Annotated in this window: 16 protein-coding genes and 3 pseudogenes; 6 read left to right on the plus strand and 13 right to left on the minus strand. The window is 69.2% G+C overall.

Going from position 1 to position 21631, the window contains the following annotated elements:
* Position 1 precedes the first annotated feature (1 nt).
* The 3 genes from KHP12_RS01940 to KHP12_RS52730 all read right to left on the minus strand — a co-directional run bounded on the left by KHP12_RS01940 (position 2) and on the right by KHP12_RS52730 (position 1274).
* Complete coding sequence (locus tag KHP12_RS01940) at positions 2 to 463, minus strand: discoidin domain-containing protein (protein ID WP_276328601.1); 462 nt, start codon at positions 461 to 463, stop codon at positions 2 to 4.
* Between the two features lie 92 nt (positions 464 to 555).
* Complete coding sequence (locus tag KHP12_RS01945; RefSeq protein WP_167442308.1) at positions 556 to 726, minus strand: hypothetical protein; 171 nt, start codon at positions 724 to 726, stop codon at positions 556 to 558.
* Between the two features lie 23 nt (positions 727 to 749).
* Positions 750 to 1274, minus strand: a complete 525-nt coding sequence (locus KHP12_RS52730) for a glycoside hydrolase family 20 zincin-like fold domain-containing protein (protein ID WP_086879337.1) — start codon at positions 1272 to 1274, stop codon at positions 750 to 752.
* Positions 1275 to 1805: 531 nt separating this feature from the next.
* On the opposite strand from KHP12_RS52730, the gene KHP12_RS01955 reads away from it, so the two are divergent.
* The gene (locus KHP12_RS01955; protein WP_211831303.1) at positions 1806 to 4517 is read left to right on the plus strand and encodes a PQQ-dependent sugar dehydrogenase; all 2712 of its coding nucleotides are present in this window, start codon (positions 1806 to 1808) and stop codon (positions 4515 to 4517) included.
* A 20-nt stretch (positions 4518 to 4537) separates the two neighbouring features.
* Complete coding sequence (locus tag KHP12_RS01960; RefSeq protein WP_086879335.1) at positions 4538 to 6283, plus strand: ThuA domain-containing protein; 1746 nt, start codon at positions 4538 to 4540, stop codon at positions 6281 to 6283.
* 298 nt (positions 6284 to 6581) lie between these two features.
* Here KHP12_RS01960 and KHP12_RS01965 read toward each other — a convergent pair whose 3' ends face one another.
* The 7 genes and pseudogenes from KHP12_RS01965 to KHP12_RS01995 form a co-directional block, all read right to left on the minus strand.
* Positions 6582 to 7556 (minus strand): Lrp/AsnC family transcriptional regulator, encoded by a 975-nt coding sequence (locus KHP12_RS01965; RefSeq protein WP_086879334.1) that lies wholly within the window; start codon positions 7554 to 7556, stop codon positions 6582 to 6584.
* A gap of 86 nt (positions 7557 to 7642) precedes the next feature.
* Positions 7643 to 10183 (minus strand): MFS transporter, encoded by a 2541-nt coding sequence (locus tag KHP12_RS01970; protein ID WP_211831304.1) that lies wholly within the window; start codon positions 10181 to 10183, stop codon positions 7643 to 7645.
* Positions 10184 to 10521: 338 nt separating this feature from the next.
* Positions 10522 to 11295, minus strand: coding sequence for a TIGR03084 family metal-binding protein (locus tag KHP12_RS01975; protein ID WP_086879332.1), 774 nt, complete (start codon positions 11293 to 11295; stop codon positions 10522 to 10524).
* A gap of 175 nt (positions 11296 to 11470) precedes the next feature.
* Entirely contained in the window at positions 11471 to 12460 is a 990-nt protein-coding gene (locus KHP12_RS01980) for a MerR family transcriptional regulator (RefSeq protein ID WP_246643071.1), read from the minus strand.
* A 154-nt stretch (positions 12461 to 12614) separates the two neighbouring features.
* Positions 12615 to 13232, minus strand: a pseudogene (kdpC, locus tag KHP12_RS01985) (potassium-transporting ATPase subunit KdpC); the annotation flags it as partial.
* Positions 13233 to 13259: 27 nt separating this feature from the next.
* Positions 13260 to 14181 (minus strand): annotated as a pseudogene (locus KHP12_RS01990) (HAD-IC family P-type ATPase); the annotation flags it as partial.
* 3 nt (positions 14182 to 14184) lie between these two features.
* Positions 14185 to 14394, minus strand: coding sequence for a hypothetical protein (locus KHP12_RS01995; RefSeq protein WP_143677722.1), 210 nt, complete (start codon positions 14392 to 14394; stop codon positions 14185 to 14187).
* 214 nt (positions 14395 to 14608) lie between these two features.
* On the opposite strand from KHP12_RS01995, the gene KHP12_RS02000 reads away from it, so the two are divergent.
* Positions 14609 to 15940: a cytochrome P450 gene (locus tag KHP12_RS02000; protein ID WP_211831305.1), complete on the plus strand. Its 1332-nt coding sequence runs from the start codon at positions 14609 to 14611 to the stop codon at positions 15938 to 15940.
* Positions 15941 to 15990: 50 nt separating this feature from the next.
* Here KHP12_RS02000 and KHP12_RS02005 read toward each other — a convergent pair whose 3' ends face one another.
* Positions 15991 to 16923 (minus strand): AraC family transcriptional regulator, encoded by a 933-nt coding sequence (locus KHP12_RS02005; protein ID WP_086879327.1) that lies wholly within the window; start codon positions 16921 to 16923, stop codon positions 15991 to 15993.
* 73 nt (positions 16924 to 16996) lie between these two features.
* Between KHP12_RS02005 and KHP12_RS02010 the strand changes: the two genes are divergently transcribed.
* Positions 16997 to 17986 (plus strand): SDR family NAD(P)-dependent oxidoreductase, encoded by a 990-nt coding sequence (locus KHP12_RS02010; RefSeq protein WP_086879326.1) that lies wholly within the window; start codon positions 16997 to 16999, stop codon positions 17984 to 17986.
* Between the two features lie 26 nt (positions 17987 to 18012).
* Here KHP12_RS02010 and KHP12_RS02015 read toward each other — a convergent pair whose 3' ends face one another.
* Together KHP12_RS02015 and KHP12_RS02020 are read right to left on the minus strand one after the other, a co-directional pair.
* The gene (locus tag KHP12_RS02015) at positions 18013 to 18672 is read right to left on the minus strand and encodes a response regulator (protein WP_086879325.1); all 660 of its coding nucleotides are present in this window, start codon (positions 18670 to 18672) and stop codon (positions 18013 to 18015) included.
* Positions 18669 to 19802 (minus strand): sensor histidine kinase, encoded by a 1134-nt coding sequence (locus KHP12_RS02020; protein ID WP_246648425.1) that lies wholly within the window; start codon positions 19800 to 19802, stop codon positions 18669 to 18671. The genes KHP12_RS02015 and KHP12_RS02020 overlap by 4 nt, the downstream gene beginning before the upstream one ends.
* A 486-nt stretch (positions 19803 to 20288) precedes the next feature.
* On the opposite strand from KHP12_RS02020, the pseudogene KHP12_RS02025 reads away from it, so the two are divergent.
* Together KHP12_RS02025 and KHP12_RS02030 are read left to right on the plus strand one after the other, a co-directional pair.
* Positions 20289 to 20489 (plus strand): annotated as a pseudogene (locus KHP12_RS02025) (cupin domain-containing protein); the annotation flags it as partial.
* A 260-nt stretch (positions 20490 to 20749) separates the two neighbouring features.
* Positions 20750 to 21628, plus strand: coding sequence for a dioxygenase family protein (locus KHP12_RS02030; RefSeq protein ID WP_086879322.1), 879 nt, complete (start codon positions 20750 to 20752; stop codon positions 21626 to 21628).
* Positions 21629 to 21631 lie beyond the last annotated feature (3 nt).

The following is a 21631-nucleotide window of genomic DNA, read 5'->3' on the forward strand; positions in this document are numbered from 1 at the left end:
GTCAGGCGAAGACCTCGACGGGATAGAGCGAGTAGCCGTAGCCGGTTCCGCGGGTGATGCCCTGCCTACGGACGTGGCGGGCCGTGGTTGCGGAGAAGGCCAGGGTGTCGCTTCCGGCCGAGGTGCGGCCTCGGCGCTGAGCCACGGTGCCCCAGGACGTGCCGTCACCGGAGACCTGGATGTCGTAGTCCTTCCCGTACGCCACCCCCCAGTTGAGGCGGACGGACGTGATGCGCTGCTCGCTGCCGAGGTCCACGTTCAGCCACTCCTTGTCCGCGGTACTGACTGGACCAGCGGGTGGAGGCGTTACCGTCGACAGCGAAGGAGGCGGGGAAAGCCGGGGTCTCCGTCGAGGACGCGGTCGCCGGGCGGTGATACCCGAGGTCGCCGGGGGTTCGGCCGGAGCCGAGGTAGGTGGTGCCGGGGCCTTTGCCCACGGTGGCGACCCGGTTCTGGAAGGCACCGTAGTCAGTGCCTGCCGCCGCGCCGGACCACATCTTCTGGGCGAGGACGTGGAAGCTCTTGTCGATCAGCTCGTGTCCGGGGCGGCGCGGGCTACGAGCTACCCCAGGCGTGGACCTTCTTGCCGAGCGAACGCACGTAGGGAGAAAGCTCATTGACGTACTCTTTGAACTGGTCGGCCAGGCTCGTTGGGTATTCGTCGATGCCGATGTGGACGGTAGGCCCCCGGAACCAGGGGACGAATTCGGCGAACACGCTCTTCATGAAGGCGATGGTCTCCGGCTTGCTCAGGTCCAGATGGTCGGAGTTTCCGCTGTCGAGGCCCAGCTCGGGCTTGAACTCGACGAAGGCCCTGGAGTGCGCGCGCTGATTTCGTTGTCGTTGATGTGCAGTTGGAGGGCGTTGAGCTTCAACCAGCCCATCCAGCGCAAATACGAGGTGATGAACTCGGGGGTGAAGTAGCGTCGCCCCACGTCCAGCATGAAGCCGCGTATCGCGTAGTTGGGATAGTCGACGGCTGTTTCGCCGGGCAGGCTCGCGTGGTCCGGGGAGCCGAGGACGGTTTGCAGGAGAGTTCGGGTTCCGTAGTAGAGGCCCTTGTCGCTTCCGCCCACGATGTCGACCACGCCGTCAGCGACCTTCAGGCGGTATGCCTCGGGGCGCAGCTCTGGTTTCGCGCCGCCGAAATCGGCGTTGGGGTCGACGCGCAGTGCGATGTCCCCGACGGCTGGGGTGCCTGTGGTGACCGGCGGCCGAAGCGCTGAGTGCTCCTCGCGGCATGAGGAGAGGGTCGGCGATGAGGGCCAGGGCACCCATGCCCAGGAGTGATCGTCTGGAGGGGTGGGGCGAGATCAAATCGGTGCGCAAGCGTGCGGCAGTTCACCCTCTTGTCGTAGGCGCTGAGTCGCAGGCAGTTTCAAGAGCCGAATTCAACAGGCGCGATCACTAGAAGAGTTACGCAGGTAGAGCGCGGTTCTCGACCGCCCCATCGCCCCGCTGGGAAGGCAAGGGCTAGCGGGGCTGTCGGCCTGCCAGAAAATAGTTTGTCCTCCGAATGGAAAAAGTTAACTCCAGCACTGCACAGGGTCTTTCGGGCCAGATGAAAGAGGACTACGGTCCGGACGAACTCACCCGCACATGCCGTGCACCTCTCGTATTCCGGTTCCCACCCTTCACATGGAGGACGACCCGTGCATAGAGACCGCCCCCAACTCGCAGTACATCGCAAACGGACAGCCCTGTTCGCCGGGCTGATCCTCGCGGTGAGTACGCCCACAGTGGCCGCTGCCCACGTGGGTCACGTAGGTCGCGACGGAAAGCAAACCCGCGCTGCCGCTGACCCGATGTTCGCTCAAATCCCCTTGGCCAAGGGGACAGACGAGGTGGGCGAGCCGATTTCCATGGCCGTGCTGCCGGACCGCAGTGTCCTGCACACCTCGCGCGACGGCACCCTGCGCCTCACCGACCAGGCGGGGTCAACGAGCGTTGCCGGGAAGCTGTCCGTCTATTCGCACGACGAGGAGGGTCTGCAAGGCGTCGGCGTCGACCCGGACTTCAAGAACAACCGGGCGATCTATCTCTACTACGCGCCCAAGCTCGACACCCCGGACGGCGACGCGCCCGGTGAGGGAAGCGCCGACGACTTAGGGAAGTTCGACGGGTCCAACCGCCTCTCCCGCTTCGTCCTGAAGGACGACGGCACCCTGGACCTGGGGAGCGAGAAGAAGGTCCTCGACGTGCCGGCGTCGCGTGGCCTGTGCTGCCACGTCGGCGGCGACATCGACTTCGACAAGGACGGAAACCTCTACCTGTCGACCGGCGACGACACCAACCCCTTCGCCTCGGACGGCTACACCCCAATCGACGACCGGGACAAGCGCAACCCGGCTTTCGACGCCCGCCGCTCCTCCGGCAACACCAACGACCTGCGCGGCAAGATCCTGCGCATCAAGGTCGCCGACGACGGCTCCTACACCGTCCCCGACGGCAATCTCTTCCCCAAGGGCACCGACAAGACCCGTCCCGAGATCTACGCGATGGGCTTCCGCAACCCTTACCGGATGAGCGTCGACAAGAAGACCGGCACTGTCTATGTCGGCGACTACGGTCCCGACGCCGGTTCCGCCAACCCGGACCGGGGGCCCGGCGGGCAAGTCGAGTTCAACCGGATCACCAAGCCGGGCAACTTCGGCTGGCCGTACTGCACCGGCAAGAACGACGCCTACGTCGACTACGACTTCGCCACCGGCACGTCGGGTTCGAAGTTCGACTGCAACGCGCCCAAGAACGACTCCCGGTTCAACACCGGCCTCACCGACCTGCCACCCGCGCAGCCCGCATGGATCCCCTACGACGGCGGTTCCGTACCGGAGTTCGGCACCGGCAGCGAGTCCCCGATGGCCGGACCCGTCTACCGTTACGACGAGAGCTCCACGTCGTCGGTGAAGTTTCCCAAGGAGTACGACGGTAACTTCTTCGCGGGTGAGTACGGGCGCCGCTGGATCAAGCGGATCGAACAGAGCGACGACGGCACCGTCCAGAAGATCAACGATTTCCCGTGGGCCGGAACGCAGGTCATGGACATGGCCTTCGGTCCGGAGGGAGCACTGTACGTCCTGGACTACGGCACCGGTAGCTTCGGCGGTGACGCCAACTCCGCGCTGTACCGCATCGAGTACGCCAAGGACGGCCTCACTCCGATCGCCGAGGCGAGCGCCGACCACACCGACGGGGTGGCCCCGCTGAAGGTCTCCTTCACCGGCAAGGCCACCGACGGCGACAGCAAGGAGCTGACGTACGCCTGGGACTTCGGGGACGGGGCCAAGGGGGAGGGCCTCACCCCCACCCACACGTACGAGAAGAACGGCACCTACCAGGCGACCTTCACCGCCAAGGACCCCCAGGGACACACCGGCAGCGCCAACGTGCGCGTCGTCGTGGGCAACACCAAGCCGAAGGTGGAGATCACCACCCCCGGCGACGGCTCGCTGTACGAGTTCGGCGACCCGGTCCCCTTCAAGGTCAAGGTGACCGACCCCGAGGACAAGGACATCGACTGCTCCAAGGTCACCGTCCGCTTCAGCCTCGGCCACGACAGCCACGCCCATGAGCTGACCAGGGCCCAGGGCTGCGAAGGCACTCTCCACCCGCCCGTCGACGGTGAGCACGACCACAACGCCAACATCTTCGGAGTGGTGGGAGCCGAGTACACCGACAAGGGGGCGAACGGCCAGCAGCCCCTGACCGGCAAGAGCCAGGCCATTCTCCAGCCGCACACCCGCCAGGCCGAGCACTTCGCCACCCAAAGCGGCAATGTGAAGATCATCAACAAGGACGCGGCTCACGGCGGCAAGACGGTGGGGGACACCCACAACGGTGACTGGATCGCCTTCGACCCGTACCGGCTCACCGGAGCCGGCAAGGTCAAGGCCCGTGTCTCCTCCGGCGGAGCGGGCGGCACGCTCGAGGTGCACACCGACTCCCCGACCGGCCCGCTGCACGGTTCGGTCGAGGTCAAGCCGACCGGAGGCTGGGAGACGTTCACCGATGTCGAGTCGTCCCTGAAGGACGTGCCCGACAGGACCACCAAGCTTTATCTGGTCTTCAAGGGCGGCAGCGGAGCCCTCTTCGACCTCGACGACTTCACGTTCACGATGGGCGACTCCGGTGGCCGGCGCACCGGCGAGGTGAAGGGCGTGAACGGCAAGTGCATGGACGTGGCCGGAGCCAACTCCGCCGACGAAACCCAGATCCAGCTCTACGGTTGCAACAAGACCGACGCCCAGAAGTGGACACTGCCCGGTGACGGCACGATCCGCGCGCTCGGGAAGTGCTTGGACGTGCAGGGGGCGGGCACCGCGGACGACACGAAGATCCAGCTCTACACGTGCAACAACACCGTCGCCCAGGAGTGGAAGGCCGAAGGCGACAAGACCCTGCGCAACCCGCACTCCGGCAAGTGCCTGGACGCCGAGGGCAGCACCTGGGGCGACGGCACCCGCCTGCACCTGTGGACCTGCCACGGCGAGGCCAACCAGCAGTGGACCCTGCCCTAGCAGAAGGGAGACACCAGATCATGCGCATGCATCTCACCAAGACGGCATGCTGGCTCTCGGGCGTGCTGCTGTGCCTCGCGGCATCCCCAGCCGTGGCCTCCCCGGAATCCGTGAAGCAGGACAAGCCGGCCGGGTCGGTCAAGGCGGCAGCCGACCCCGCGTACAACGTTCTCGTCTTCTCCAAGACCGCGGCCTTCAGACACTCCTCCATCGATGACGGGATCACCGCCCTGCGGGGCCTGGGCGCGGCGAACAGCTTCACCGTGGACGCCACGGAGGACGCCGGGGCCTTCACCGCCGACAACCTGGCCAAGTACAAGGCGGTCGTGTTCCTGTCGACCACCGGGGATGTCCTCGACTCCGCCCAGCAGAGCGCGTTCGAGGAGTACATCCAGGGCGGGGGCGGCTATGTGGGCATCCACGCCGCCGCCGACACCGAGTACGACTGGCCGTTCTACGGCAAGCTCGTGGGGGCCTGGTTCGACTCGCACCCCGCCCAGCAGAACGCCAAGGTCAAGGTGGAGGACCGGGCACACCCCGCCACCGCGCACCTGGGCAGCACGGGGGAGCGGTTCGACGAGTGGTACAACTACCGCACCAACCCCCGCTCCACGGTGCATGTCCTCGCCTCGCTGGACGAGTCCAGCTACTCGGGCGGGAACATGAAAGGTGATCACCCGATCACCTGGTGCCAGAACTACGAGGGCGGCCGCTCCTTCTACACCGGACTCGGGCACACCGACGAGGCGTACACCGACCCGGCCTTCCAGAAGCAGCTGCTCGGCGGCATCCGTTGGGTAGCGGGCATGAGCAAGGCGGACTGCCGCCCTGAGAACGGCTACAAGGCGTTGTTCGACGGCAGCGGCACCACAGGCTGGAAGCAGGCAGGGCCGGGTTCGTTCGAGCTGTCGGACGGCACCCTCACCACCAAGGGCGGCATGGGCCTGCTCTGGTACGACGCGCAGGAATTGAAAGGCGATTACTCCATCAAGCTCGACTGGCGCATGCGCGGTGACGACAACTCCGGTGTCTACGTGGGCTTCCCGGCCTCCGACGACCCCAACTCAGCGGTGGAGAACGGATACGAGATCCAGATCGACGCCACCGACAGCCCGGACCACACCACGGGGGCCGTCTACGGCGCCAAAGCCCCCGACATCAAGGCCCGGGACGCCGCGCTCAACCCGCCCGGCGAGTGGAACACGTACGAGATCAAGGTCACCGGTGAGCGGCTTGAGGTCTTCCTCAACGGTGTGAAGATCAACGACTTCACGAACACCGACCCGACTCGCAGCCTCCAGGACGGGTACGTCGGTCTCCAGAACCACAGCGACGGAGACCAGGTGTCGTTCCGCAACGTCCGTGCGAAGACGTCGAGTTCACGCACCGGCGAGGTGAAGGGCGTGCTCGGTAAGTGCTTGGATGTGAAGGGCGCCAGTTCCGCTGACGAGACCCAGATCCAGCTGTATGGGTGCAACAGGACCGACGCCCAGCAGTGGACGCTCCCGGGCGACGGGACGATGCGCGCGCTCGGCAAGTGCCTTGATGTGAAGGGCGCGGGCTCCGCCGACGGCACGAAGATCCAGCTCTACTCCTGCAACGGCACGGTCGCACAGGAGTGGAAGGCGGAGGGCGACGGCACCGTGCGCAATCCGCATTCCGGGAAGTGCTTGGACGCCGAAGGCAGTACCTGGGGCGACGAGACACCGCTCCACTTGTGGACCTGCCATGGCAAGGCCAACCAACAGTGGGCTCTGCCTTCCTGAGCATCGCTTCTGACCTGTAGTCCACTCCGCACCCGAAACGGACCCGTGCCGCGGCTGCGATTCGAGTCGCCCCGGCACGGGCCGTCGACTCATCACGCTCACACAGACAGAGCACGCGCACGTGCAGGCAGAGAGGCGCTCGCGGAGCCACCGTCCACATGGACCGTGGCTCCGCCATCGCCACGTAGCAGAACACGTACGGGAGTCTGGCCGATCGGAGCCCGCGGATCGGTCACGACCACCGCGGTCGCCGGGTGCGCGGCCGTCGTGGGCCGGGCCTCCGTCCTGGAAGGCGGAGTCAGCGGCCAGGTTCGTAGGTGAGTTGCTTGACCTCGCGCAAGGTGAGGGCGGTCTCGATGGAGTGGACTCCGTCGAGCGCTCCGATCTTGTTGCTCAGGTAGGTGTACAGGCCGCCGGCGTCGGCATGGAGCGTGGCGGCGACGATGTTGGCCTGGCCGGTGGTGGCTGCTGCGAAGCGCACTTCGGGATGGGTTGCGAGGGCGTGGCCGACGTCGGCGAGGGCGGCCGGGGCGACGGTGAGCCAGAGCATGGCGACGACGTCGTTGCCGAGGTGCTCGTGGTCGAACTGTACGTCCAGGTAGAGGACTCCGGTGGAGCGCAGGCGGTCCAGGCGCCGTTTGACCGCGGATTCCGGCAGGCCGGTGCTCGCCTGGAGTTCGGTGAGCGGGGCCCGGCCGTCGCGGCTGAGGATGGCGAGCAGCGCTTCGTCGGCGTCCTCCAGGACGACGGGGGCGGTGGCCGGTTCGGTGGGTGGCGGGCTGAGGGCCGCCTGTTCGCCCGGGCTGAGGGCGTTGATCTTGCTGAGCCAGCCGACGGGGCCTCCGCAGAAGTGGTGCAGCAGACAGTGGGCGCTGACCGAGGTGACGCGGGGGGTGCGTTGGAGGCGGTCGAGGAGGAGTTCGTCCCGGGCCTGCCGGGTGCGTGGCTTCATCGCGCACATCACTTCCGTGCCGCCCGAGATCACGCTGACGTAGGAGGTGTCGGGGCGCCGGGCGAGGGCGCCCGCCAGCTGTTCGGCGGCGTCCGGCGTGCAGCGCAGGCGGAGGAGCCAGGTGCCGCGGCCGAGCCGGCTTTCGTCGGTGATGCCGAGCACGCGCAGCTGCACAGTGGCGCCCAGCCGACGGAAGCGGCGGGCGACGGTCTGGTCGGAGACCCCCAGGGCATGCGCGATCCGGTTGAACGGCGCCCGACCGTCGAGCTGGAGTGCTTGCAGCAGCTTCAGATCGAGTGGATCGGGCGCTTGGGGCTGCACTGGTTTCTCCTGCTGTTCGGGGTGGATGTCAGTGAAATGATCCGTCCAGAGGGTGCTCCTCCGCGACCGGTGACCGTCGGGTCTTCTCAGTTGTCCGGGTGAGCCAGCTCCAGGTGCACGTTGTCCATGCCTTGGCCGTTCAGGGTGACCGTGGTGGACACGGGCGGGTATCCGGCGGTGATCAGCGAGTAGCTGCCCGCGTCCAGGTCGGTGAAGGAGTAGGCGCCGTCGGAGCCGGTGGTCGTGGTGCCCACCACGTTTCCGGCCGCGTCCACCAGCGTCACCCGCGCGTCGGTGAGGGCTCGGCGGCCGGCACCCGCTCGTACGACGCCCCGCAGCCGCGCGCCCGACCGCAGGGGCACCTCCAGCGTGGTGACTCCGGAGCCGGCCAGCTGAACCGGGAGGGCGACGGGCCGGAACCCGGGGGCGTTCACCGTGAGGGTGTGGTCGCCGGCGGGCAGCTCACCGAAGCCGAACCCGCCGGAGGCGTCGGTCATGCCGCTGGCCAGGACATCGCCGCGAACGTCCGTGACCATGACCACGGCATCCTCCACAGGCACCCCGTCATCGGCCGAGACCACGTTGCCGACGAGCCCGCCGGCCCCGGTCAGAACCACGTCATGGGGCAGCGGCTCCTCGTGCAGCACCACCGTGGTCGCCTGGGGCTGGTGGCCATCCGCCGCGGTGATCAGTACGTACGACCCCGCCGCCGGGGCGGTCAGCTCGTAGCGGCCGGCGCTGTGGGCCACCGCCCGGCCGACCTGACGCCCGGCCGTCGAGATCAGCGTGAGCGTGGCGCCCGCCATCCCATCGCCGGCGGCGTCACGGACCCGGCCGTTCAGAAGTGGTCCGGGACCGGTCTCGGTCGAGGCGGCGGCCTTGTCGCTCACGGAGCCGCGGCCGCCCGGCTGCCGGAGTGAGGCCCGCGCCGGACCATGCGGAGCGGCTGCGCCGACCAATACCGGCTCCGGCTCCACCGCTACCGGCTCCACCGCTACCGGCTCCACCGCTACCGGCTCCACCGCTACCGGCTCCACCGCTACCGGCTCCGGCTCCACCGCGGGCGACGGTTTCGCCTCCTCGGGTGCCGCCGGGACCGAGGCCCGCGGGGTGCGCAGCAGCACCGCCCCGACGATGGCGGCGAGCAGCGCGAGGGCCGCGGCCACGATCAGGCACAGGTGAAGGCCGTCGAGGAAGGCCGCGGACAAGGCGCCCAGGGCGCGGCCGGTGTCCGCTCCCAGGTCCATCCGGGCCACTGTCCCCAGCCCGCCGGCTTCCACGGCCGCGGTGATTCGCTGCGCGGTCGCGCCGTCGACGCCGGCGGCCTGAAGATGGCCGGGGAGGGTGTCGGCGGTCCTGGTGGTCAGCAGCACGCCCAGAACGGCCGGGCCGAGGGCGCCGCCGACCTGCCGGAAGGCGTTGTTGCCCGCTGCCGCCATACCGGCCAGGCGGTGCGGCACGGAGGCGACGGCGGTGGCGGTCATGGGTGTGACGACCAGGCCCAGACTGAGGCCCAGAAGAGCCAGTCGCCAGGCCAGCGCACCGAACGGCGTGTGCGCGTCGAGGGCGGTCAGGGACACCAGGGCCCCCGCGGTGAGCAACAGTCCGGTGGTGATCAGGACGCGCGCCGAGACCCGGCGCATCAACGGCCCGACCACCACCCCGACGAGCAGGCACACCGCCGATACCGCCAGCATCCGGTAGCCCGCGTCGAGGGTGTCGAGCCGCTGCACCATGCCGAAGTAGAGGCTGAGGGCGAAGAAGAAACCGATCAGCCCCAGGAAGCTGATCATCGCGATCAGCGTCGTGGCGCTGAACGCCGGGCTGCGGAAGAGCGCCAGGTCCAGCATCGGGCTGGCACTGCGCCGTTCGGCCAGGATGAAGGCGAGGGCGCTGACGGCCGCGAGCGAAAGCGCGACGATCACCCGGGGCTCGGAGAAGGAGTCGGCGCCGCCCTCGATCACGCCGTAGACGAGCGAAGTGACCGCCAGCGCGGCGGTGATCTGGCCGGGCCAGTCCAGCCGGCGGGAGCCGGGCGCCCGGGAGTCGGCCACCAGCGGCGCCGCGATCACCATGGTGAGGACGGCCACGGGTATGGTCGGCAGGTAGATCCAGCGCCAGGCGGCGTGGTCGAGGATGACTCCCGCCATCAGGGGGCCGACGGCCAGTGCCGTCATGAGGGCCGCCGCCCACAGCCCGACGAACTTCGCGCGCTGGTGCGGATCGGGCACCGCGTGGCTGATCAGCGCCAGCGTGGTGGGCAGCAGCGCGGCCGCGCCCAGCCCGGCCAGGGCCTGCCCGGCCCACAGCACCTGGACCGACTGCGCGCTCAGGGCGACGGCGGCTCCGATGACGGCGAACGACAAGCCCGCCTGGAAGACCTTCTTGCGGCCGTGTACGTCTCCAAAGACACCGGCGCTCAGGATGAGGGCCGCCATGGGCAGGACGAACGCATCGGTGATCCACGACAGCTGAGATGTCGACGCGTGCAGGGCCCGTTGGATGGCGGGAAGACTCACCGAGACACTGGTGACCGGCAGATAGGCGACGAACACCCCGACGCAGGCCATGACGAGCGTGGCTTTCGGCCTCTGCCGTGCCCCGTTCGCAGTTGTTCCGACGTTCACAGATACTCCCCATTCAGTGCGGCGGGTCGCCGACACGGCGATCACTTTCCAGCCAGTCCCGTCCAGGAGCCAGCCACAGCCCGCAGAGCTCGGAGAACCGACATCGAGGCGACCGCTTCGAAGGTTTTCCGACACCTGTACGGTGCACCTGGCCCGCCGTGGCGCCGTCGCCGCGCCGTCGTCGCGCGGGAAGGCGAAGGCCGCGGCGCCGAGCGCTGGGCCCGTCTGCCCGCCCCGCCGCTCGGCGCGGGTTCTGATCCTGGTGGCGTTATCTGACCAGGCTTGTCCGCCAGCCCCCTTTGCTGAGTAGCCCGATCGGCAGATCGCTCCTTGCCTCTTCAGAGGAAAACGCGAGCAATATCAAGCCACTTCTGCGCATCCTCGCCGATCGCCGTGAGGTCAGTTTTGGCTCGGGACCTGCGTTGGGTGACTCGAAGGCAGAAGTCGAGGGCACTTCCCTGAACCCGCTGCATGGCATCTTCCGGGCCCCATACCCAGGTTTGGCCGTCGGGACGGGTCAGCTCGACGCGGAACGGCTCTGCCGGAACGGACAACTGGGCAGCATGGAACGACAACTCTCGCCCTATTACTCCCAACGAGGCCACATGCCGGAGCCGACCCGTGGGACGGCGGGGGACACCCAGTGCATCGAAAATGTCCTGCCCATGAGCCCACGTTTCCATGAGTCGGAGCGGCACCATGAGCGCCGCGGTCAGCTGCGAGCCATACCACGGAAACCCATGGTCGAGTGGAATGTCACGTAGCGCCGCTGCTACCTCGGTTCGGCCGACACGCCACTGTTCCAGCAGCGCTGATCGCGGTTTGGCTGCTCCCGCGGCGGCGTCGAGATCAGCGTATTGGCTGCCTGTGGTCTCTGCCTGCTTCAGCACGGCGTCGAACGCGTCCGGGGTCCGTATGGCGATGAGGACGTTCGCATCAGCTGAGGCAAGATGAGCGATCTGGTGGGCGATCGTCCACCCCGCCGCCGGCGTAGGCGTGGACCAGTCGGTCTGCGCTGATACCAGGGCGTCCAGCTCGTCGCCTTCAGCCACCAAGTCGGGCAGAGCGAGGTCGTGCTCTACATTGGACATGTCAAGGCCGTAGTCCAACATCAGTGTCACCTTCACGATGACGGCAACGGGCTTGCCCCGCTGGGACAGGTAAAGTTGATCTGGTGTGCTCAGGCTACACTTCCGGGTTCCTGCCGGACGAATCGAGCCTCACGGGACGGCCGTTGGCGGGATCGTGTCGGCCTGAAGGTGGGATTACACGTCCGTAGCGCTGGCGTCACGCGTTCAGTTGTGCGCGGATGAGCATGTCGATTCGCCGCCATGCCGGGGACGCGGCGTTGACCGTGCTCTGGATGAGTGCGGGGACCTCGGAGGCCGCATCCCGCTCGGGCCGTTCGCCGGGGCCGTACCGTTCCCGGGTCGCGTCGATGATCCGGCGGGCGAGGTCGTCGACGCGAGGGTCGTCGGCGTCGAGGTCGTGAGCTTGGTCGTAGTCGAGGAACAGCAGCCGCAGCGCGGGCGCGGTCAGGATCTCGGCCTGCTCCTGGAACAGTGTGGTCGCTTGGTCCGGGTGAGCGGCGAAGACGAGGATCCACAGGTCGCGCTGTAGATCCACCCAACGGGGGGTGAATCCCCAGCAGGCCAGACGCTCCAGATAGGTACTGACCTCTGCGGGCAGGGGTGTCAGACGCCCGGCGGCCAGTCGACGCAAGCGCCCTTGCGTCGCCCGCAGGTCACGAATGCGGGCGGTGAGCTCGTCGTCGATCTCCCGCAGCGCCTGCAGGAGTTGCGCGTCAGTCGCCGATCGTAGGTCCCTGATCCGCGCCAGGGGCACACCGGCCTCGGCGAGTGTCCGGATTTTGATCAGATCGATGACGTCGGTCGCGCCGTACCGCCTGTAGCCGGACGCATCACGGTCGGGCTCGGGAAGCAGCCCCTTGTCGTGATAGACGCGAACGGTCTTGGTCGACACCCCGACGTACCCGGCCAGCTGCCCGATGGTGATCACGGAGCCATCGTCCCACTTGACCTTTCCCCAAGGGCAGGGTCGCACCATGACGCCATGGCGAACACGAACATCGATCGGGAGACCCTGCGTGAGCTGGCCGATGCCGGCAACGAGGCCGCCTTGGACCGGCTGGCCGACCTCGCCGACGGGGTCGGCGACCTCGAGGAGCTGAGTGAACTGTTGGACGAGGGATCCATGCGAGCCGGGTTCCTGCTCACGCGGCGGGCGGCCGCGACCGGCGACCTGCGCGAGCTGCAACGGATCTCCGACGCCGGGTACGAGGACGCCGGGAATGAACTGAACCGAATGCTGTGATCCCATCGGGGCCGCCAGTTTGCGGCGCAGGGCGGCGAGACAGATGCGCGGGTAGTGGGTCCGCCGCTCGTGTGCCCCGGTGGGTGCGGCGGCCTTCGTCCAGTGCGGCGTTGAGTTCGACGACATTCACGCGTTCCGCGCCCAGAAAGACGATGACGCGGCCCTGGACATGGTCGGCGACCAGCTCGCGCACGCTCGCCGCCGTCAGGCCGCGAGCCTTGGCGACGCGGTTGACCTGCTCGTAGGCGTACCGCTTCGAGATGTGCGGGTCGAGCCCGGAGCCGGAAGCGGTGACGGCGTCCGCCGGTACGTCCTTCGGATCGACGCCGTCGAACTCCGCGATCGCGGCCCGCCGCTCCTTGACCGTCTTGACCAGGCTCTTGTCATTCGGGCCGAGGTTGGACGCGCCGGAGACCAGCGGGTCGTATCCGCCGGCGGAGGGGCGGGGCTGGAACCACTTCGGGTGGGGCCTGGGCACCTCGTCCGGGTCCTCGGGGTTCCTCTCGGGCAGGTTGAAGTTCTGCCCGAGCAGGCTGGAGCCGACGGTCTCGCCGTGCCGCTCGACCCGCGAGCCGTTCGCCTGGTCCGAGAACGCCGCCTGGGCCACGCCGGTGACGGCGAGCGGATAGATGATCCCGGCGAGGACGGTGAACACGAGCAGCATCCGCAGGGCCGACAGATGGTTCCGGACCACGGGGGAAAGCCGGCTGGGCATGATGATGGCCTTCTTCTGTGTCGTGGGTCAGCGCAGTCCCGGGATGAACTGGACGACCAGATCGATCAGTTTGATGCCGATGAACGGAAGGACGAGCCCGCCGAGGCCGTTAGACCCGGATGTTGCGGCTCAGCAGCGCCGCGGCCGAGGAGGGCCGGTAGCGCACCCCGCGCAGAGCGAGCGGGATCAGCGCGACGATGATCAGCGCGTTGAACACGATCGCGGAGGCGATGGCCGAGGTCGGGCTGTGCAACTGCATGACGTTGCGCTTGTCCAGGCCCGGGTAGGCGGCGGTGAACATCGCGGGGATGATCGCGAAGTACTTCGCCACGTCGTTGGCGATGGAGAACGTGGTCAGCGCGCCGCGGGTGATCAGCAGCTGTTTGCCGATCTCCACGATCTCGATGAGCTTGGTGGGGTTGGAGTCCAGATCGACCATGTTCCCGGCCTCCTTGGCGGCCGAGGTACCGGTGTTCATCGCCACGCCGACGTCGGCCTGGGCGAGCGCCGGGGCGTCGTTCGTCCCGTCACCGGTCATCGCCACCACCTTGCCGTCCGCCTGTTCCCGGCGGATGAGCGCCATCTTGTCCTCGGGCGTGGCCTCCGCCAGGAAGTCGTCCACCCCTGCCTCCTCGGCGATCGCCCGCGCGGTGAGCGGGTTGTCGCCGGTGATCATCACGGTCTTGATGCCCATGCGCCGCAGCTCGTCGAACCGCTCGCGCATTCCGTGCTTGACGACGTCCTTGAGGTGGATGACGCCCAGCACCCGAGCCGATGAGTACGTGCGCTCGGCGACCACGAGCGGGGTGCCGCCCGATTCGGAGATCCGGTCCACGACCGACCGGACCTCCGCGTCGGACTGCCCGCCGTGCTCGGTCACCCAGGTGGCCACCGCCGCCGCGGCGCCCTTGCGGACCTCCCAGCCGTTGATGTTCACCCCGCTCATCCGTGCTCACAGCCGCTCCACCCCCTTGGTCACCAGGACGATGAGGGCGAACGTGGCGACCGTCACCACGATGAAGACCACATCTGGCATACGGGACCCCCAGTTGAGTCGTGGTGCGCCGGTCGATCCAGTCGAAGACCGTCGCCGGGGCCGGGGCGGCATGTCCTGGGCGGGCGCGGTGCGGATCGTCCCGGCTCGCGGAAGGCGCGGTGGCATCCGGCGCGGAGATGGACCGATCGCCCGAGGCCGGGGCGGGTGTGGTCGGCTGGACGGGGTGCTGGGCCATGACCGGTACTCTGGCACGCGCCCGGTGGCCGGTCGGCGGGTGGGGGAGGGGCCGGTGCGGACGACCGGGGTGGCCGCCGTGCGTCCGAGTGATGCCGCGCACAAGGGCGGCGGTGCCGGGGCGGCCACGTGTTAGCGTCCGTCCGTGCGCATACCGGCTCTGGACACCTCCGCACCTGGTACGGAGGTCCGCGACGGCGGACCCGGCAGCGGAGCGGCGGGGCCCCTCCCGCCCGGCGCGGGCGGTCCGCTGGGCGGTCTGGACCTGTTCGGCGACGGCTTCGTCCGCGACCCCCACCCCTGGTTGGACCTGCTGCGGTCCCAGGCGCCCGTGCACCACGACGCGGGCACCGGTCTGTGGCTGGTCAGCCGCCACCAGGACATCCGCCGGGTGCTGCTCGACCCCGCCACCTTCCGACCGGACAACGCCCAGCACGCGGTCACCCCGCTGCCCGTGGCCGTGCTGCGGGTGCTCGCCCGGGCCGGCTTCCAGCTCCCGCCGGCGCTCGCCAACAACGGCACCGACAGCCATCCCGGGCTGCGCCGGGTGGTCACCCGGTTCTTCAACGCACGGCGCGTCGCGGAAGCCGTACCGGTGATCGAGCGCCTGGCCGGGGAACTGCTCGAGGCGGCGCGGGCGCGGATCGACGCCGACGGCGAAGACGACCTGTTCACCTCCTTCGCGCAAGTCCTTCCCTGCCGGGTACTGATGGAGTTGCTGGACATCCACGACGTCGACCCGGCCACGCTGATCCGCTGGAGCGACGCCTCGCTGGAGCTGTTCTGGGGCAGGCCCACACCGGACCGGCAGCTGGAACTGGCGCAACGGGCCGGTGAGTTCCACCGATGGCTGACCACGACCGTGCGCACCGGCAAGGCCACCGCCGACTCCTTCATCGGAGCACTCGCCCGGCACCGGCTGCCCGACGGAGCACCGCTGGACCCCCAGACCGCGGTCGCCGCCTGCTTCTTCGTCTTCATCGCCGGCCAGTCGACCACCGGACAGCTCATCGCCACCGTGCTGCGCCGTGCGCTTGTCGAGCCCGGACTGTGGCCGCGCGTGGCACAGGAGGAGGAAGCGGCCGGCGCCTGGGTGGAGGAGGTGCTGCGGCGCGAGCCACCGGTGACCACCTGGCGCAGGGTGGTAGCGCGACCTGTGGAACTGGGTGGAGTGGAACTGCCCGCGGGAGCACAGCTGCTGTTGATGCTCATGGGCAGCGGCTCGGACCCGGAGGTCTTCACCGACCCGGAACGGATGTGTCCACACCGGGCCAACATCCGCCACCACCTGGCCTTCGGCACCGGTCGCCACCGCTGCCCAGGCGCGTCGTTGGCGCGAACGGAAGCCGCGGTGGCCCTGCGGGCAGCGGCTCGTGGCCTGCCGAAGGCGCGCCTCGTGGCAGGCGCGGAGGGCACACCGATGCTCGGACTGCTGTCATTCCGGGCGCCTCTGCGCGTGGCCGTAGCCGACGGATGAGGAGGGGCACCCGCCTGGAGCACTCCGCTCGGCCTCGACGCGACTGGGACTCAACGGGCGAGCTTCTCGTCACGCAGCCGGTGCCGGTAGCGCAGCGGTGACTCTCCCACCTCCCGTTTGAACGCGGAGCTGAAGGCGCTCACGGATGTGTACCCCAGGGCGGATGCCAGCGAACCAATGGAGTCGTCGCCGTCGCGCAGGGCGCGCTGCGCCAGCAGCATCCGCCAGCGGTTGAGATAGGTGAGCGGCGGCATGCCCGCCACGGTCCGGAAGTGGGTGGCGAAGGACGTCCGTGACATCGCCGAGGCGCTCGCCAGCGTCTCCAGCCGCCAGGGCTTCGCCGGTTCGGCGTGCATGAGGCTGAGCGCCGCATGCAGACGGTCGTCGGTCAGTGCCCGCAGCCACCCCGAGGGGAGCTCGGCCTGGTCGACGTAGGCGCGCAACATGTCGAGCAGCAGAAGCTGGCCGTGCTGCCGGATGGCGAACGCGGAGCCGATGCGGTCGCCGGTCAGCTCGTCGAGGAGCTGGTCCAGTCTGTCTCGCAGGTGGGTCGCGGCGGGGGACGCCCGGACATGCCCCACCGGCGGAAGGGCCTGGAGCAGCAGGGTCCGGCCCACCGGGTTGAGGGCGACGTGGCCGCCGAGGACCACATCGGCCCCGGTGTGGTCCGCGTCGTCCTCGCGGAGGGAGGTGTAGCTCGCCACGGTCACATCGATGTCGCGGGGCGGCCCGTCACCGGCGCCTCCCCGGAGCTCCAGCCACGCCTGATTGTTCAGGATGGCGACGTCGCCCGTGTCGAGGGCGATGGGGCTCCCGGTGCTGTCGGTGGTCAGCCAGGCACGGCCGCGCGCCACGGCGATGAACTTCAGGGGATGGCCGAGGCTGCCGCGCGCCACCCAGTGGTCCCGGGCCGCGAAGCCGCTCGACATCAGTCCCCGGATCTCGATGTGATCGAACACTTCGGACAGCTGGTCGTCGGCCATATCCGTACGATCGAGCAAAAACCCCGAACGGGCAAGTATTCAACGTACGAGGGACACACCCGAGAGTGGATCCATGCATCACATACAACACCCCCTCGGGTCCGGCTTCACCGCGGCCTCGACGGCCGCCGAGGTGCTCGCGGGCATCGACCTGTCCGGCACCCACGCCGTCGTCACCGCCGGCCACGCCGGACTCGGCCTGGAGACCACCCGGGCACTCAGCGCGGCCGGCGCGGCCGTCACCGTCGGCTCGCGCCGCCCGGACCGCGCCGCGGCCGCGCTGGCCGGGATCGAGGGCGTCGAGGTCGGTCGGCTCGACCTGCTCGACCCGGCCTCGATCGACGCCTTCGCGGCCCGGTACCTCGACTCCGGCCGCCCGCTCCACATCCTGGTCAACAACGCCGGTCTGCCGCTCCCCGACGGCCTGGTGCGCGACGCGCGCGGCTACGAGCCGCAGTTCGCCACCAACCATCTGGGTCACTTCCAGCTGACCCTGGGCCTGCTGCCCGCGCTGCGCGCCGCTCACGGCGCCCGGGTCGTCAACGTGTCATCCGGTGGCCACCGGCTCTCCGACATCCGCTGGGACGATCCGCACTTCATCACGGGCTACGACGGCTACCTCGCCTACGGCCAGTCCAAGACGGCCAATGTGCTGTTCGCCGTCGAGCTGGACCGCCGCTGGTCCCAGGACCGGATCCGCGGCTACGCCGTGCACCCGGGCATCGTCGTCGGCACCAGCCTGAACGACTCGGTCGGCGAGGAGCAGCAGCGGGCCATGGGACTGCTCGACGATTCCGGCCGGCCGGTCGTCGACCCCGACCGCGGGATCAAGAACCCGCAACAGGGGGCGAGCACCATCGTGTTCGCGGCGGCCAGTCCACTGCTCGACGGGATCGGCGGTGTCTACCTCAAGGACAACGACATCTCACCGCTGGACGAGGAACCGGCCCCCATCGCCTTCGGTATCGACCAGGACCCTCCCGCCGATGTCGTGCCACACGCCATCGACCCGCGGTCCGCCCGGCGGCTCTGGGAGATGAGCGAGAACCTGATCAAGGTGTGAGTGGCGGTGGTCAGCCGTGTGGCGCGTCAGGTCACCAGGCCCTGGCGGTAGGCGTAGACGACCGCCTGCACACGGTCGCGAAGCCCGAGTTTGGTGAGGATGCGTGACACGAAGGTCTTGACGGTCTCCTGGCTGATCACCAGCGTCGCGGCGATCTCGCTGTTGGACAGGCCGTTCGCGATGAGGCGGAGCACCTCCAGTTCGCGAGGGGTCAGCGGGATGTCGTCCGGGGCGCCGTCGGGAGGCCGGATCCGGGCAGCGTACCTGCCCACGAGCTGGCGTGTCACCTCGGGGTCCAGCAGGGCCGCGCCCGTGGACACGGTCCGGATTCCGTGCAGCAGTTGGGACGGCGGTGCGTCCTTGAGCAGGAACCCGCTCGCTCCCGCGCGCAGCGCCTCGTAGACGTAGATGTCCAGGTTGAACGTGGTCACCACGAGCACCTTGACGGGGCGCCGCACCCCCGCACCGGCCAGCAGGCGGGTGGCCTCGATGCCGTCGAGCACCGGCATGCGGACGTCCATCACCACGACGTCCGGGTGCAGCCGGCCGGCGAGGTCGACCGCGGTCTGCCCGTCTTCGCACTCACCCACCACCTCGAGGTCGGGCTGGGCGTCGATGATCGTCACCAGTCCGGTGCGGACCAGCACCTGGTCGTCGCAGACCAGGACCCGGATCGGCTCGGTCATGACGGGCTCCCCGCGGGTATCCGCGCCCGGACGACGAAGCCGCCGTTCGTCCGGGCGCCCGCATGGAAGTCGCCGCCGAGCACGTCGACCCGTTCGCGCAGACCGGCCAGCCCCCGCCCGCTCCCACCGGGCGAGGCGGGGGCCCGCGAGCCGGAGCCGTCCGTGCTGACTTCCACGGTGACGTCCCTCTCCCCGTGGTGGACCTGGACCGAAGTGCGGCTGCCGTGGGCGTACTTGAGGGCGTTCGTCAGGGCCTCCTGTACGACCCGGTAGGCCACCAGGTCGGCGCTGCCGGTCGACTCCGCCGGTGTGCCCTCCTCGGTGAACTCCACCGGCTGCCCGGACCTGCGGGTCTGCTCCACGAGCGTGAGGAGTCTGCCGACAGCCGGTGTCGTGGCCTCGGTGCCGTGGTCGGGGTTGATCAGGTCGAGCAGGTGCCGCAGATCGGTGGTGGCACGTCTGCCGGTCTCGGTGACCGCGGTCAGGGCCTGGTCGAGTCGCTCGGGCGCGGCGGTCAGATAGCGTGCCGCCTCGGCCTGTACGACCATCGCCGTCACATGGTGGGACACCACGTCGTGGAGCTCACGGGCGATGCGGGCGCGTTCCGCGGCGCGGGTGTCCTCGGCGACGCGGCGGCGGCGCTCGGCTTCCGCGACCCGGGTGGAGCGCAGCCACGACCCCATGCCCCAGGGGAGGGCCAGCGCCAGGTAGTACATCACGAACTCGCTCGGCGCCTCGGCGCCCGACCCGAGCCGGTACAGCGCGACCGCCAGCGGCACATACGCCACGGAGAACACGAGCGCGGTGGCGCGCCGGTGCCGCTCCAGATGGGACCCCACGCTCAGCAGCGCGACGGGCATCGCGGTGCCCGCGAACGAGTGGTAGCCGCGGAGCTGGTCGACGGCGAGGCCGAGCGACACCAGGGCGAGACAGACCACCGGCCACCGCCGGCGCACGGCGAGCGGCAGGCACTGGAGGGCGACCGCCACGATGGCCAGCGCGTCGAAGGGGCGGGCCGGCAGGCCGCCCAGCTGCGTCCCGTGGTTGTGGAACTCCGGGATGAGCGACCCGGCGAGGATCAGCAGCCCGAGCGGGAGATCCCGGACCGTGACATCGAACCGGTGCCACATCTCCGGGACACGTCGAACACTGATCACCGGGCGAGTCTAGCGGTGGTGGCGGGCCCGAACAGGACACCGCGGAACGGCGGTTCCCCCGCCACCGCGGCGGCGGCCACGACCTTCCGGAATGCGTGCACGACCCCGTGGCGCACAACGGCCGGACACTCGCCGTCGCCGAGCGCGATCCGCGAACAGCTCACCGGCAGCGGTCCCGGCGCGTAGGCCCGGCCCGGTCCGGCCGCGTTCACACCTCGGGATCGATCTTCGAGGAGAGGAGGAACAGACCGAAGGCGACCACCAGGAGGGGTGGCTACGGGCGTGGTGCAGCGGGCGGGGCGCGAGCCGGCGCCACGGCAGCCACGCCTGGCGGATGGCGGATGGCGATCCACACCAGTGCGGGAAGGCACTCACCGAGGCGTTCGGCTGAGCCAACCGCGTTTTCCCTGATGGCGCACGGCGTGTCACAGATGCGGGCGGTGCCTTTTCTTCCGTGTGCCGGAGCGCGTGATCAAGGCCGGTGAGACGCTCTTCGAGCCCGGCGGTGACGTGATCCACTACCAGAACGGCAACGCCCTGTCGGACGCCCCGAGCAAGTTCGTGGTGTTCATGCTGTGCGCGCCGGGCCAGCCGATGCTCACGCTGGTCGACGAGGAGGAGTTGGCGAAGCGGGCTCATCTGCGCCATCCGCGGCCCACGGATCGACCTGCGGCGGCGGCCGCGGCTGACGCGGCCATCCGCGCGCGGCGGATGGCTCGGTGGAGCCGATCGTCTCCCGCACAGGCACAGGCACAGGCACAGGCTCACGCACAGGCACACCGCCATGGTTCCGGCCACGGCGGTGCCGCCGTGTACGGTCCCCGGCATGAACGTGGCGGCGCCGCACACCCCTTGACCCGCGCCCGGGTCGGCGAGACACCGTGAACGTCATCGACACCCAACCACCACGGGAGCGCGCCATGCGTGATCTGACCAGCGACACCATCACCGATGCCGTGATCTCCACCATGCGGGACACCGAGGACGCCCGCGTCGCGGAGATCCTGGAATCGCTGGTGCGGCACCTCCACGCCTTCGTCCGCGATGTCGGGCTGACGGAGGAGGAGTGGGCCCGGGGAGTGGACTTCCTGACGCGCACCGGCCAGATGTGCACATCGACGCGCCAGGAGTTCATCCTGCTGTCCGATGTGCTGGGCATCACCATGCTGGTCGACTCCCTGAGCAACCGACGACCCACGGAAACCACCCAGAACAGCGTCCTGGGCCCCTTCTTCAGGGAGGACAGGCCGCACCACGCCGACGCCGCCGACATCTCCGGGGGTCTGCCCGGCACGCCGCTGTTCTTCGAGGGACGGGTCGTGAACCGTGCGGGAGCGCCGGTGGCCGACGCGGCGGTGGACGTCTGGCACAGTGACGGGGACGGCCACTACGACGTGGAGGTGTCCGGCCAGGCCGACCCGGCCATGCGCGCGCTGTTCCGCACCGACGAGACGGGACACTTCGGTTTCCGTTCCATCCGCCCGTCCAGCTACCCGATCCCCGGCGACGGCCCGGTCGGCGAACTCCTGGGCGCCACCGGCAGGTCGCTGATGCGGCCCGCCCATGTGCACCTGCTGATCGAGGCTGAGGGCTTCCAGCGCGTGACCACCATGCTGTTCCCGTCGGACGACTCGTACCTCGACACGGATCCGGTGTTCGGGGTCAAGGAGTCGCTGATCACGTCCTATGACACCTACGAGGCCGGTGCCGGGCCCTGCCGCGAGCTGACCGACGAGCCGTACACCGTGCTACGGCACACCTTCGTCCTCGAACCCCGCCCCGCGGACTCGCCTGGGTGACCC

The organism is Streptomyces asiaticus (assembly GCF_018138715.1).
GTDB lineage: Bacteria > Actinomycetota > Actinomycetes > Streptomycetales > Streptomycetaceae > Streptomyces > Streptomyces asiaticus.

What these genes read in the sequence shown, in the direction of transcription:
- KHP12_RS02020 (WP_246648425.1), bottom strand. Translation starts at nt 19,802, where the DNA reads ATGTGGCACCGGTTCGATGTCACGGTCCGGGATCTCCCGCTCGGGCTG.
- KHP12_RS01960 (WP_086879335.1), top strand. Translation starts at nt 4,538, where the DNA reads ATGCGCATGCATCTCACCAAGACGGCATGCTGGCTCTCGGGCGTGCTG.
- KHP12_RS01995 (WP_143677722.1), bottom strand. Translation starts at nt 14,394, where the DNA reads ATGCCACCGCGCCTTCCGCGAGCCGGGACGATCCGCACCGCGCCCGCC.
- KHP12_RS02005 (WP_086879327.1), bottom strand. Translation starts at nt 16,923, where the DNA reads ATGGCCGACGACCAGCTGTCCGAAGTGTTCGATCACATCGAGATCCGG.
- KHP12_RS01955 (WP_211831303.1), top strand. Translation starts at nt 1,806, where the DNA reads ATGTTCGCTCAAATCCCCTTGGCCAAGGGGACAGACGAGGTGGGCGAG.
- KHP12_RS02015 (WP_086879325.1), bottom strand. Translation starts at nt 18,672, where the DNA reads ATGACCGAGCCGATCCGGGTCCTGGTCTGCGACGACCAGGTGCTGGTC.
- KHP12_RS02030 (WP_086879322.1), top strand. Translation starts at nt 20,750, where the DNA reads ATGCGTGATCTGACCAGCGACACCATCACCGATGCCGTGATCTCCACC.
- KHP12_RS01945 (WP_167442308.1), bottom strand. Translation starts at nt 726, where the DNA reads ATGAAGAGCGTGTTCGCCGAATTCGTCCCCTGGTTCCGGGGGCCTACC.
- KHP12_RS02010 (WP_086879326.1), top strand. Translation starts at nt 16,997, where the DNA reads ATGCATCACATACAACACCCCCTCGGGTCCGGCTTCACCGCGGCCTCG.
- KHP12_RS01975 (WP_086879332.1), bottom strand. Translation starts at nt 11,295, where the DNA reads ATGTTGGACTACGGCCTTGACATGTCCAATGTAGAGCACGACCTCGCT.